Origin of the sequence: Limnohabitans sp. (genome assembly GCF_031538885.1) — a bacterium.
GTDB lineage: Bacteria > Pseudomonadota > Gammaproteobacteria > Burkholderiales > Burkholderiaceae_C > Limnohabitans.
In genome coordinates this window covers 1-12,594 of sequence record NZ_JAVKLW010000095.1, presented here as the reverse complement: position 1 = coordinate 12,594, position 12,594 = coordinate 1, and the positions used below count along the sequence as shown (strand labels likewise).

Genomic DNA, 12,594 nt, shown 5'->3' with positions numbered 1-12,594 from the left:
GGGGCCTGAGGGCAAAGGTGGGATGACGAAATGGGTCTCTTACGCCGAAAAATCGTGCTATCGACGCACACAATTGCACATCGTGAAGTCCGTAACAAGTCACGCTACAAATTCATGCGTTGTGCAGACCTTCCCTAGAGCAGCTCAAACACCAATTTGCCAGTTATGACAAAGACGGTCAGCCGCAAGTGTTTGGGGTGGGTGAGGCGCTGCAAGCGTTGCACACCTTGGGGTTTGAGGCGAGTTTGAAGCATGGCACACGCGATAGATTGCAAGTTGCAAGCTTGCCTGCTTTGATGCCCACGAATGATGGCGGCATGATGTTGGTCGGCACGATACTGATCACGGCAGACCCAGAGAGCACACAAGTGGTGTTGCAAAAAGCCGGCCAAAGCATGCCCAATCAAGTGACGCTGCAAGAGTTTGACCAACTCTTTGCGGGTGAGTGGATTGAGGCCACGCCGAGCCTGAAGCAGGTCGGTGACAGCGAGAGCGCTGCCCGTCAAGACGCATTTGGCATTGCCTGGTTTTGGCAGTCACTCAAAAAATACAAACGTTTGATGGGTGAGGTGTTGATTGCTTCGTTGTTTGTGCAAATCATCGCGCTCATCACGCCGTTGATTTTTCAGGTGGTGATCGACAAGGTGTTGACCAACCGCACACTGTCCACATTGGATGTGATGGTGGTGGCTTTGTTGGGGGTGAGTGTTTTTGAGGTGACGCTGGGCGCGATGCGTCACTACCTGCTCAGCCACACCACCAACCGTGTAGATGTGGAGTTGGGTGCCAAGCTGTTCAAACATTTGTTGCATTTGCCGCTGTCGTATTTTGAGAGCCGCCGCAGTGGTGACACGGTGGCGCGGATGCGTGAGTTGGACAACGCACGCAATTTTTTGACAGGTCAGGCGCTGACCAGTTGGCTAGATTTGTTGTTTGCCATCGTCTACCTCGGCGTGATGTTTTATTACAGCGTGGCGTTAACTCTGGTGGTGATTGCTGCTTTGCCTGTGTTCTTTGGGGCATCGGCTGTCATCACGCCGCTGCTGCGCAAAAAACTGGAAGACAAGTTTGCCTTGGGTGCAGAAAACCAAGCGTATTTGGTGGAGACGGTGACTTCGATGGAGACGCTCAAGAGCCACGCGGTAGAGCCGCAGTGGCAGCGCGAGTGGGAGCGGCGTTTGGCCAGCTATGTGCATACCTCGTTTGAAGGTGGGCACTTGGGCAATGCCACGAACCAGTTCATTGCGATGGCCAGCAAGGTGTTGACGGTGGCGTTGCTGTGGTTGGGTGCGCGTTTGGTGATGGATGGTGATTTGACCGTGGGGGGCTTGATTGCATTCAATATGCTCAGTGGTCGTGTGAATGCGCCTATTTTGAAGCTGTCTTCGCTGTGGCAGGACTTCACGCAGATGAAGGTAAGTATCAAACGTTTGGGCGACATCATGGACGCACCACCAGAGCCTGCGTTCAGAGCCAACCGCTCCACACCACCTGATGTGCAGGGCCGCATGACGTTTGAGCATGTGGGGTTTCGCTACAGTCCCAAGTCACCTGAGGTGTTGACGGATTTGAGTTTTGAAATTCAACCCGGCGAAGTGGTGGGTGTGGTGGGTGTGTCGGGTGCGGGCAAGACCACGCTGATGCGTTTGATGCAGCGCTTGTACACGCCAGAGCGTGGCCGCATTTTGATGGACGGTATGGATTTGAATTTGGTGGATACCTCATGGCTGCGCCGCCAAATGGGTGTGGTGGGGCAAGACACCTTGTTGTTTAACCGCAGTGTGCGCGAGAACATTGCCTTGGCTGATGCCAGCCTGAGCATGGAGGCGGTGATGAATGCTGCCAAATTGGCGGGTGCGCACGAGTTTGTTTTGCAGTTGCCCGAAGGGTATGACACGGTGATTGGTGAGCGTGGCAGCAAACTCAGCGGTGGGCAGCGGGCACGTATTGCAATTGCCCGTGCCTTGGCAACCAACCCCAAGTTGCTACTGCTAGATGAAGCTACCGCCTCGCTGGACTATGAGAGTGAGCGGCTGATTCACGACAACATGGCTTCGATCACCAAGGGGCGGACGGTGGTGATCGTGGCCCATCGTTTGTCAACGTTGCGTTTGGCAGATCGCATCTTGGTGTTGGATGGGGGGCGTTTGATCGAGACAGGAAACCACGCAGCGTTGATGGGCCAGGGTGGGCGCTATGCCTCGTTGTACAGAGCGCATCAGGTGTTAGAAGTTGAAAGTGTTGTCGCATGAGTGAAGTTCCTAAATCAACAGAGGGTGCAGGTGAGGCTGTGGTGAACGAGGCGATGGTTCAAAAGCCTGTTGCGCTTAACCCGTTCAGCTCTGCCGCGCTCGCCATGCAGATTCGCCCACCGTCGTATGTGGTGCGTATGACCTCGCTGGGCATTTGTGCGATGACGGCCGTGGCACTGCTGTTTGCCTGTTTCGCCGCGATGGACATTGTGGTGTCTGCACAAGGCAAGGTGATTCCCGCAGGCAAGAGCAAGGTGATTCAGCCGCTCGAACCTGGAGTGGTGCGTGCCGTACATGTGCGTGATGGGCAAGCGGTGCGTGCGGGCGATGTGTTGATTGAACTCGACCCCACCAGCACAGGTGCTGACCGCGACCGTGTACAGCGTGAGTACTGGGAGGCACAGGCCGATGTGCTGAGAGCAACGGCGCAATTGGGAAGCAAGAAAAGTTTTGTGCCACCGACAGGGATGCCTGCTGAAATTGTGGCAAATCAAAATGTTATTTTGCAAGGCCGCCATGCAGAGCAACTGGCCAAGATGGCGTCGTTGGATGCGGACATGAGTAAGCGCCGAGCCGATGTGGAGGCGATTCAAACCAATGTGACGCAATTGCAGAGCAGCCTGCCACTGATCGAACAAAAATTCAAAATGCGGGAGGATCTGGCCAAGACAGGGCACATCGCACAAACCACGGTGATTGATTCGAAGCTGGAGTTCATCAATGCACAAAAAGAGTTGGCGGTGCAGGGCAGTCGGCTCAAAGAATCCACGGCCAACTATCAAGCGGCTGTAGAGCAACGGTCGCAGGCTTTGGCCGAGTTCAAGGCGCGCACCAGTACCGAGTTGGTCGAGGCGGTGAAGAAGCGCGATGCAGCCCATCAGGAGTTGATCAAGGCCAATCAGCGTTGGGCACAACAAACCTTAAGGGCGCCGATTGATGGTGTGGTGCAGCAACTCGCGGTCACGACCGTGGGCGGCGTGGTGACGGCTGCGCAACCCTTGCTGACCGTGGTGCCAGAGAACACGCCATTGGAGATCGAAGCACAGGTGATGAACCGTGATGTGGGACATTTGCACGCAGGGCAACGGGTGATCAACAAGATTGAAACCTACGATTTCACGCGCTATGGCTATATCGAAGGCGAGGTGCTCTGGGTGGGCACCGATGCGGTGCAAGACCAAAAACTAGGGCTTGTCTATCCCGTGCGTATCAAGTTGACGCAAACCGAAACGCCTAATGCTGTCAATGGCCGCAAAGGTCTGGTGACGGCAGGCATGAATGTGACGGCAGATATCCGTACGGACGAGCGCCGTTTGATTGAGTATTTGTTGGCCCCGATGTTGCGTTACAAGCAGGAGGCGTTGCGTGAGAGATAAGCTGCTTTCACTGCTGTGCTGCTATGGGTTGTTGGGAGCATGCTGGCATTGCCAAGCGCAGTCTTTGATGGATGTGTATCAAAAGGCGAGGGCACAGGACAATCAGTGCGGGGCAGCGCGCCGAGCTTTGGAAGCAGCGCTTGAGAAGCTGCCACAAGCACGTGCAGGGTTGCTGCCGACGGTGAATGTGGTGGCAAATAAAAATCACCAAGTGGGTGAGGCCTCGTTTTCTGCGGCACCGTATGTCACGCGCGACATACGCGCATGGAACTGGACAACGCAAATCACACAACCGTTGATTCGCTGGGGCAATTGGGCTGCTTATGCGCAAGCGGATGCGCAGGTGGTGCAGGCCAAAGAGCAGTTTGCACTGGCCGAACAAGAGTTGGTTGTGCGCACGGCACAGGTGTACTTGGATGTGCAAGTGGCGATGCAAAGTGTGCAAGTGGCCGAGGCTCAGTTGCAGGCCATCACGGAGCAACTCACGTTGGCACAACGCATGTTTGAGGTGGGTATGGGCACCATCACGGATGTCCACGAGGCGAAGGCCAAGCAGGCCTTGAGTTTGGCGCAACGTGTGACGGCTATGAACGACTTAACGGCCAAACAGGCCGAGTTGGAAAAGCTCATCGGTGAGTACATCCCTCTGCCGCCAATGGCCTTGACCCAGAGTTTGCCTGCCTTGGATGCCACACAGTTGAACTATTGGCTGAATATGGCCATGAGTCAAAACCCACAGATTCGGATTCAACAAGCAGCCTTGGCCGTTGCGAGCAAAGAAGTGTCGAAAAGCATGGCCGCACATGCGCCAACTTTGGACCTGGTGGCCAATCGTGTAGGCAACTACAGTTCGGGCTCTTTGAGTTCGCCTGCGGATTTGGCGACACAAACCTTGTCACATCAACGTGGTGTGCAGTTGACGATTCCGCTGTTTGCAGGCGGCGCAACGCAATCCAAAGTGCGAGAGTCGGTCGCTTTGGAGGAAAAAGCCAAAGAGGAATTGACAGGCGCACAACGCAATGCCAGCAGTCAAGTGCGGCAAGCGTTTGCGGGCGTGATGAATGGACAAGCACAAGTGCAGGCTTTGGAGGCTGCGGTGGAGGCAAGCCAAAACTCGGTAGAGTCCAACAAAATTGGTTTCAAGGTGGGCACACGCATCAACCCAGATGTGCTCAATGCGGAGCAGCAACTGTATGTGGCGATGCGTGATTTGAGTAAGGCTCGTGTGGAGGCCGTGATGCAGAGTTTGAAGCTCAAAGCGACGACAGGTTCACTCGAGGGCGAGGACTTGGCTGCTTTAGAGAGATTGATGCAACCAATGCAGTCCACCGTGCCAAAGTTTCAAACCCAAGCCGCACGATAAGCAGCGATCAAGAAAGAAGCCGAAATGACAACACCATTGAACGACCAAGAGTCGCAAGATTTAGCCGCCTATGCGAAGGCGCAAGCGCAACGTGTGATGAGCAAAATCCCCCTGCTTGGCGCAGTGAGTTGGTTGATGCTGCAACAAAGTGCGACGCGCCATACCTTGCTCAGTGAGTTGGAGTGGCGTGTGATGCCTGCGTTAGTGCTCGACCAAGCGAAGTTGTTCATGCGAGACAACGCACCTGTAGCTTATGTATCGTGGGCACGATTGTCTGAAGATGTGGCTAAGCGCTACCAGCAAGCTCCCCATCACTTGAATGCCTCAGATTGGAAGTCTGGTGAGCAGATTTGGATTGTTGACCTGTGTACGCCCTTTGGTGGCATGCAAGAGGTGATGAAGGATTTGCGTGAATCTGTGTTTGCAGGTCAAGAGATTCACCAATTCACGCTAGGGGCAAATGGCCAAGTCAAGGCTATGACTTGGCCTGCCGTTTAAACGGCGCGCTTAGAACATCCGCGCCAACAACCCACCTTCCGCAGGCCCATCGATAGGAATCCACACATGCGTGGGGCTGCCCGCAGCCACGTCGATAGACGCGCCGTTTTTGTCTTTCATTTGCTCTAGCTTGACCTTGCGGTTGCCGCTGGGGTGAATGATTTCAATCGTGTCGCCCACCGAGAACTTGTTTTTGGTTTCAATCTCTGCCCAACCATCAGCCACGGCACGCACCTCGCCCACAAACTGACTGCGGTGCGCAATGGAGTGTCCTGTCTCGTAGTTTTGGTAGTCGTTAGCAGGGCGGCGGTCCATCAAGCCGGCGGTGTAGCCACGGTTGGCCAAGCCTTCAAGCTCGGTGATGAGCTCGGGGTTGAAGGGGCGGCCAGCCACGGCATCGTCAATGGCACGGCGGTACACCTGCGCGGTGCGGCTCACGTAGTAAAGCGATTTGGTGCGGCCTTCGATCTTGAGGGAGTCCACGCCAATTTTGGTGAGGCGCTCCACGTACTCCACGGCACGCAAGTCCTTGCTGTTCATGATGTAGGTGCCGTGCTCGTCTTCCATGATGGGCATGAGTTGGCCGGGGCGGCCTTTCTCTTCGAGCAAGTAAATGTTGTCGGCCGCAGGGTGGCGCTCACCGGTGCCGCAGGACGAGAAGCTGGACTCGGCTTCTTGTTGCGACTTGGCAAAGTCAAAGTCGCCTTCCATGGGGACGGCCATGGCTTCGCCCGTGTTGGGGTCGGTGGCGCTGGCTTGGGTGCCATAGCTCCAGCGGCAGGCGTTGGTGCAAGTGCCTTGGTTGGGGTCGCGGCGGTTGAAGTAGCCCGACAACAAACAACGGCCCGAGTAGGCGATGCACAGTGCGCCGTGGACAAACACTTCCAGCTCCATGTCGGGGCACTCTTGGCGGATTTTTTCAATCTCGTCAAAGCTGAGTTCGCGCGACAAGATGATGCGCTTGACGCCCACGTTTTGCCAAAACTTCACAGCCGCCCAGTTGACGGTGTTGGCTTGCACCGAGAGGTGAATGTCCACCTCAGGCCACTTCTCACGCACCATCATGATGAGGCCGGGGTCGGCCATGATGAGCGCATCTGGCTTCATGGCAATGATGGGCTCGATGTCACGCAGGTAGGTGCGCACCTTGTCGTTGTGCGGCAGCAAGTTGCTGGTCAAAAAGAATTTTTTGCCGCGTGCGTGGGCTTCGGCAATGCCGATGCCGATTTGCTCGAGACGGAATTCGTTATTGCGCGCGCGCAAGCTGTAGCGAGGCTGACCCGCATACACGGCGTTTGCGCCGAAGTCATACGCGGCGCGCATTTTGTCGAGCGAACCTGCGGGCAGCAGGAGCTCGGGGGCTTTGAGTGTGGTCATACAAGTGTGCTGCTGACAGGGCAGCTAAAAATCATTCAGGGTCGATTTTCGCATCCCGCACGACTTTCGCCCAACGTGGGGCTTCTGCCTTGATGAGGGCCGCAAATTGCTCAGGCGTACCACCGCCCACTTCGTTGCCTTGGCTCAAGATTTTTTCTTTCACCTCGGCGGTTTGCAGGGCTTGGTTACACACGGCGTTGAGCTGCTTTACCAACTCAGGCGACATGCCTTTGGGGCCGATCAAGCCTTGCCAGTTGAGCACCTCGACCTCTGGGAAGCCTTGTTCGCCCATGGTGGGGATGTTGGGCAACAAAGGCGATCGCTTCTTGTTGGTGATGGCCAGCGCACGCATGCGGCCGCCTTGGATGGAGGGCATGGCGGCATACATCTGTTCAAACATCATGTGGACTTGGCCGCCCATCAAGTCGGTGGCAGCAGCTGAGCCACTTTTGTAGGGGGCGTGAATCATGTCGATGCCTGCCGCATGTTCAAACAAGGCACCGCTCAAGTGGTGCGAGCCACCAATGCCGCCCGAGCCGTAGCTGAGTTTGCCGGGCGATGCTTTGGCTGTGGCCACCAAGTCTTTCACCGTCTTGTAGGGCGAGTCGTTGCGCACCATCAGGATGAGGGGGCCGCGCTCAATCAGGCAGATGGGGACGAGGTCGTTGAGCGGGTCGAAGTTGAGCTTTTTAAACAAGGCTTGGTTCACCGCCAAGGGTGCAAAGTTGCCCATGCCGAGGGTGTAGCCATCAGGCTTGCCGCGTGCGATGGCTTCGGTGCCAATGTTGCCGCCAGCGCCTGCTTTGTTGTCGATGATGATGGGCTGACCCAGAATCGTGCCCATGGCCTTGGCCACTTGGCGTGAGCGGCTGTCGGCGTTGCCGCCTGCGGCATAGGGGCAAATCCACAGAACGGTTTTGCTGGGGTTGGGGTATTTGTCTTGGGCCTGTGCAAACAGTGGCAACAAGCTGGTGCTAGCGGCAGCTTGAATGAGGGTGCGACGTTTCATGGTGGGTCTCCTAGTTTCTTGGATGCTCCAAATCATAGGCTAAACGCTAGATTTTTTGAGCGCTTCAGGCATAGCACAATCACGTACATGAATCGAAATGTGTTGATCGCAGGTGGAGGCATTGCTGGCATGGCGGCAGGCTTTGCGTCTGCACGTGCAGGTTGGCACGCCACCGTGTTTGAGCGTGCGGCTGAGTTTTCAGAAGTGGGCGCAGGCGTACAGCTTGGCCCCAATGTGACGCGTATTTTGCAAGCCTGGGGTTTGGGGGAGGCTTTCAAGCAAGTCGCGGCATATCCTTCGGGCTTGCATGCGCGCAGCATGCGTACAGGTGAAGTGTTGGCGACGCTGCCCCTCAAGGATGCCGCCGCACGTTATGACGCACCCTACATCAGCCTCCATCGTGCAGATTTGCACAGCTTGTTGTTGCAAGCCGCGGTGCATGAGGGGGTGCACGTGCACAGTGATGCGGTGGTGCAGAAGGTGGGCCAATCCCCGCATGAAGCGGTGTTCGATGTCATGCAGCACGCACAGCTGCAACAGCACAGAGCAACGCTTGCCGTTGTCGCTGATGGGGTGTGGAGTCCGCTGCGACAGCAGTTGTTGGGCGATGGTTTGCCAGCTTTCACGGGCCACGTGGCTTACCGCGCATTGGTGGCGCAAGCTAATTTACCTGCACATGTGCGCAGCCAAGACGTGTCGGTGTGGATGGGCTCGCAAGCGCATGTGGTGAGCTACCCCGTGCGCGGTGGTGGCTACCTTAACGTGGTGTGTTTGGCTGAAGGTCGACTGTTGGATGACGATGCCAATCACTTGCAAGCGTTGCAGACATGGAATGCACAAAAGTCGCAAACGCAAACCCTGACTGAGTTGCAATATGCCTTGCGCGACGCGTGTGTCCCATTGATGGATTTGATGCTTGCTTGCAGCGACTGGCGTTTGTGGCCTTTGTGCGGCAGGCCTGCCATGCGGGGTGCCCACCAACACGCGCAAGGACGTGTGGCTTTGCTTGGCGATGCCGCGCACCCTATGTTGCCCTACCTCGCGCAGGGGGCTGGGATGGCGATTGAAGACGCAGCAGCGTTGGCAGCACAGCTCACACAGCTGGCGAGCGAGGATGTGCCGCAGCATTTGCAAGCATTTGCGCAACGCCGCTGGCAGCGCAATGCGCGTGTGCAGGCGCGCGCGGTGCGCAATGGGCAACTATTCCACGCCACAGGGCCTATGCGTGTGGGGCGTGACATGGGCTTGCGCCTGATGGGCCAGCGCTTGATGGACCTGCCCTGGCTCTACGGCTACCGCACACACTGATTTTTTAGTTCAACGCTGCCAAGCCGTGGCGCATCCGCGCCCGTTGGCAAGCGTCACTGCCTTCTTCAAACTCTCGGCAAGGGGAGGGGCGCCATTCGTAAATGCCGCAGGTGGCTTTCTCGCCTACTTTGCCACTCAGTGCGCCGCAGCGTGGCGGCGAGTAGTCGGTGCCGCGCATGCGGCACATTGTTGAGGTGAGTTCTTGGCCCAAGCCTGTGGGAACCGAGCCGCCGTGCGTGTCCATTTCTTCCACGCTGAAATCCACCCGAAAACTGGCGCAGCAAGCGCCGCAACAGGTACAGGCCGACATCAATGACGACCCAGCAGCAAGTACTCCATGAGTGCTTTTTGCACATGCATGCGGTTTTCGGCTTCGTCCCACACCACGCTTTGCGGGCCGTCGATCACGTCGGCGGACACTTCTTCGCCGCGATGCGCGGGCAAGCAGTGCATGAAGAGGGCGTTGGGTTTGGCCACGGCCATCATCTCGCTGTCCACACACCAATCAGCGAAGGCTTTTTTGCGTGCTTCGTTTTCGGCCTCGTAGCCCATGCTGGTCCACACGTCGGTAGTGACGAGGTCAGCGCCCTCGCAGGCTTGCATGGGGTTGTCGAACACGTTGTAGCAGTGGCTATTGCTCAGGCCTGCAATGGCAGGGTTCACTTCGTAGCCACTGGGGGTGCTGACGTGGACGGTGAAGCCCAGCATGTCGGCCGCTTGCAACCAGGTGTTGGCCATGTTGTTGCCATCACCCACCCACGCCACCACTTTGCCTTGCAGGCATTCAAGGGGGTGCACAGCCAAACCACGGTGCTCAATGAAGGTGAACAAATCCGCCATGATTTGGCAGGGGTGAAACTCGTTGGTCAATCCGTTGATCACGGGCACACGCGAGTTGGCTGCGAAGCTGCTGATCTTGTCTTGCCCATAGGTGCGGATCATCACCAAGTCAACCATGCGGCTGATGACTTTGGCGCTGTCTTCAATGGGTTCCGAGCGACCCAGCTGGCTGTCACCCGTGGTGAGGTGAACCACCGAGCCACCGAGTTGGTACATGCCCGCTTCAAAGCTCACCCGTGTGCGGGTGGAGGCTTTTTCAAAAATCATAGCCAGCGTGCGGTCCGCTAGGGTGTGGTGCTTTTCGTAGGCTTTGAATTTCTTTTTGATGAGTGCCGCGCGTTGGAACACGTAGCTGTATTCGTCCGCCGACAAGTCGGTGAATTGCAGGTAATGTTTCAGCGCGTGGGGCATGGGGCTTCTGCCAAGAAGGTTTGGATGAGTGGTACGAGGATGCTCAACACCTCGTCCGCTTCTGCGGTGGTCATGATGAGGGGCGGTAAGAGGCGCACCACGGTGTCTGCGGTGACGTTGATGATGAGGCCTGCATCCGTGGCTTGCTTGAGCAACACACCGCAAGGGCGATCCAACTCAATGCCAATCATCAAGCCTTGGCCACGAATGTCTTTGATGCCTTTGAGGCCGCCTAAAGCAGCGGTCAGTTGCTGGTGGAAATGCGCCCCCAGTTGGGCAGCGTTTTCGAGCAGGCCATCTTTTTCCATGATGCGAATGGTTTCGACACCTGCACGCATGGCCAGTGGATTGCCGCCAAAGGTGGTGCCGTGGTTGCCGGGCTGGAAGATGTAGGCGGCTTTGGGGCCTGCCACCATCGCGCCAATTGGCACACCAGACCCCAAGCCTTTGGCCAGTGGCATGACGTCAGGCACGATGCCTGCCCATTGATGCGCAAACCATTTGCCCGTGCGACCAATGCCACACTGCACTTCGTCGATCATCAAGAGCCAGTCTTGTTTGTCGCACAAGGCGCGCACGTCGCGCAGGTACTCTGCGCGCATGGGGTTGATGCCGCCTTCGCCTTGGATGGTTTCAAAGAACACGGCCACCACATCGGGGTCGTTGGCTGTGGCGTTTTTCAGTGCTTCGATGTCGTTGAGTGGGACGCGGATGAAACCTTCCAGCAAAGGGCCAAAGCCTTGTTGCAGCTTGACATTGGCTGTGGCGCTCAGGGTGGCAATGCTGCGTCCATGAAAAGCCTTTTCATACACAACGATTTTGGGATTTGTGATGCCCTTGTCGTGCCCGAACTTGCGGGCGAGCTTGATCGCGGCCTCGTTGGCTTCTAAGCCTGAATTGCAGAAGAACACATTGGTCATGTTGGACAACTCGACCAGCTTGGCGGCGAGTTTTTCGGCATCCGGCACATGGAAGTAATTGCAGGTGTGGATGATCTTACCGATTTGGTCTTGCAGCGCGGGCGCGAACTCGGGATGGTTGTGCCCGAGGGTGTTCACCGCAATGCCTGCGAGAGCATCTAAATATTGTTTGCCATTGACGTCCCACACTCGGCAACCTTGACCATGGGTGAGTGCGATTGGCAATCGACCATAGGTGTTCATGGTGTGCGGTGAGGCGGCTTCAATGAAAACGGACATGCGTGAACTCCTGAAAATAAAAACGACTCAACGAAGGTTGAGCCGTTGACGCATGATTTTAGAGGCACAGCCGTGACAAAACCGAGGCAACTTAGGGGTATACCCAGGCTTCGGGTCTTATATAAGATAGAATACTTGAACCCGAGCAACAGAGGGAAACCCCCCTTTTGCCAAGCAACCGTTTTCAGCCTCTACCCGATGGTTTCACACTCCACCAAAGAAGTTTTTATTCTGGGGATTACCCAAGAAGGACGCACCTTTCGTCCCGGCGACTGGGCCGAACGTCTGGCCGGCGTGATGAGCCAATTTCGCCCGGGTGGTGCTACCCCCAGTAGTCATCTGAGCTATTCACCTTGGTGTGTGCCCAACACGCTGGACAACAACAAGTGCGTCATTGTTCACACCGACTTGCGCGATGAAGAACCCATGGCTTGGAACTTCGTGATGAACTTCGCCAAAGACAATAATTTGCAAGTGGTCGAGGCTTGCTTGCTGCCTGAACATCCCCCCGCCGCCTAAATCCGCGCCTGTCGGGACGAGGTTTCAAAACCAACAGGCAACAAAAAACCCGCTCAAGAGCGGGTTTTTGTTTTTTCTTTGTTGACAGCGCACCCGTTACAAACGGCGGGCTGAAGAATCAGCCCGGGCTGGTTGCCTAATAAATTAGGCGGTGAGTGCCAAGGCTTTCACCTTGGTGGACAAGCGGCTCTTATCGCGAGCGGCTTTGTTCTTGTGGAAGATGCCTTTGTCAGCAATCGTGTCCACAACAGCTTGCATCTTGGCAAACAGTTCGGTGGCTTTGGTTTTGTCGCCAGCCAAGACAGCTTTCTCGACGTTCTTCACCGCAGTGCGGTACTTCGAGCGCAACGAGGTGTTGGCAGCGTTGATTTTGATGTCCTGACGGACGCGTTTACGGCCTGATGCCAGGCGCGGGTTTTTTTTCTTGGGTTTAGCTGAAGCC

Annotated in this window: 12 protein-coding genes; 6 read left to right on the top strand and 6 right to left on the bottom strand. The window is 56.3% G+C overall.

The genetic code is table 11. From position 1 onward, the window contains the following. Positions 1-119: 119 nt before the first annotated feature. From RMS03_RS07640 to RMS03_RS07625, 4 genes are read left to right on the top strand one after another with little or no spacing between them, the layout of a single operon-like run. A complete protein-coding gene (locus RMS03_RS07640) occupies positions 120-2,252 on the top strand; it encodes a type I secretion system permease/ATPase (protein WP_310626485.1) in 2,133 nt (710 codons plus the stop codon). Then, positions 2,249-3,628 (top strand): HlyD family type I secretion periplasmic adaptor subunit, encoded by a 1,380-nt coding sequence (locus RMS03_RS07635; protein WP_310626484.1) that lies wholly within the window; start codon positions 2,249-2,251, stop codon positions 3,626-3,628. Before RMS03_RS07640 ends, RMS03_RS07635 begins: the two co-directional genes overlap by 4 nt. Then, entirely contained in the window at positions 3,618-4,991 is a 1,374-nt protein-coding gene (locus tag RMS03_RS07630; protein ID WP_310626483.1) for a TolC family outer membrane protein, read from the top strand. The genes RMS03_RS07635 and RMS03_RS07630 overlap by 11 nt, the downstream gene beginning before the upstream one ends. 24 nt (positions 4,992-5,015) lie before the next feature. Further along, positions 5,016-5,489 carry a toxin-activating lysine-acyltransferase gene (locus tag RMS03_RS07625; RefSeq protein WP_310626482.1) on the top strand — a complete coding sequence of 158 codons (474 nt, stop codon included), beginning with the start codon at positions 5,016-5,018 and terminating at the stop codon, positions 5,487-5,489. Positions 5,490-5,498: 9 nt separating this feature from the next. On the opposite strand, the gene yegQ is transcribed toward RMS03_RS07625, so the two are convergent. After that, a complete protein-coding gene (gene yegQ / locus RMS03_RS07620; RefSeq protein ID WP_310626481.1) occupies positions 5,499-6,866 on the bottom strand; it encodes a tRNA 5-hydroxyuridine modification protein YegQ in 1,368 nt (455 codons plus the stop codon). Positions 6,867-6,897: 31 nt separating this feature from the next. Then, positions 6,898-7,875, bottom strand: a complete 978-nt coding sequence (locus RMS03_RS07615) for a tripartite tricarboxylate transporter substrate binding protein (protein ID WP_310626480.1) — start codon at positions 7,873-7,875, stop codon at positions 6,898-6,900. Between the two features lie 87 nt (positions 7,876-7,962). Here RMS03_RS07615 and RMS03_RS07610 point away from each other — a divergent pair, with 87 nt between their 5' ends. Further along, complete coding sequence (locus RMS03_RS07610; RefSeq protein WP_310626479.1) at positions 7,963-9,183, top strand: FAD-dependent monooxygenase; 1,221 nt, start codon at positions 7,963-7,965, stop codon at positions 9,181-9,183. Positions 9,184-9,187: 4 nt separating this feature from the next. Here RMS03_RS07610 and RMS03_RS07605 read toward each other — a convergent pair whose 3' ends face one another. The 3 genes from RMS03_RS07605 to RMS03_RS07595 are packed head-to-tail and all read right to left on the bottom strand — an operon-like array spanning position 9,188 to position 11,633. Beyond that, positions 9,188-9,493, bottom strand: coding sequence for a YkgJ family cysteine cluster protein (locus RMS03_RS07605; RefSeq protein WP_310626478.1), 306 nt, complete (start codon positions 9,491-9,493; stop codon positions 9,188-9,190). Beyond that, complete coding sequence (argF, locus tag RMS03_RS07600; RefSeq protein ID WP_310626477.1) at positions 9,493-10,434, bottom strand: ornithine carbamoyltransferase; 942 nt, start codon at positions 10,432-10,434, stop codon at positions 9,493-9,495. The genes RMS03_RS07605 and argF overlap by 1 nt, the downstream gene beginning before the upstream one ends. Continuing rightward, positions 10,419-11,633: an aspartate aminotransferase family protein gene (locus RMS03_RS07595; protein WP_310626476.1), complete on the bottom strand. Its 1,215-nt coding sequence runs from the start codon at positions 11,631-11,633 to the stop codon at positions 10,419-10,421. The genes argF and RMS03_RS07595 overlap by 16 nt, the downstream gene beginning before the upstream one ends. Before the next feature lie 198 nt (positions 11,634-11,831). Here RMS03_RS07595 and RMS03_RS07590 point away from each other — a divergent pair, with 198 nt between their 5' ends. After that, positions 11,832-12,152 carry a DUF3579 domain-containing protein gene (locus RMS03_RS07590; protein WP_310626475.1) on the top strand — a complete coding sequence of 107 codons (321 nt, stop codon included), beginning with the start codon at positions 11,832-11,834 and terminating at the stop codon, positions 12,150-12,152. 144 nt (positions 12,153-12,296) lie between these two features. Here the strand turns inward: RMS03_RS07590 and rpsT are convergent. After that, positions 12,297-12,594: 30S ribosomal protein S20 (gene rpsT / locus RMS03_RS07585; RefSeq protein WP_310626474.1), on the bottom strand; the 298-nt coding region annotated here is incomplete at its 5' end.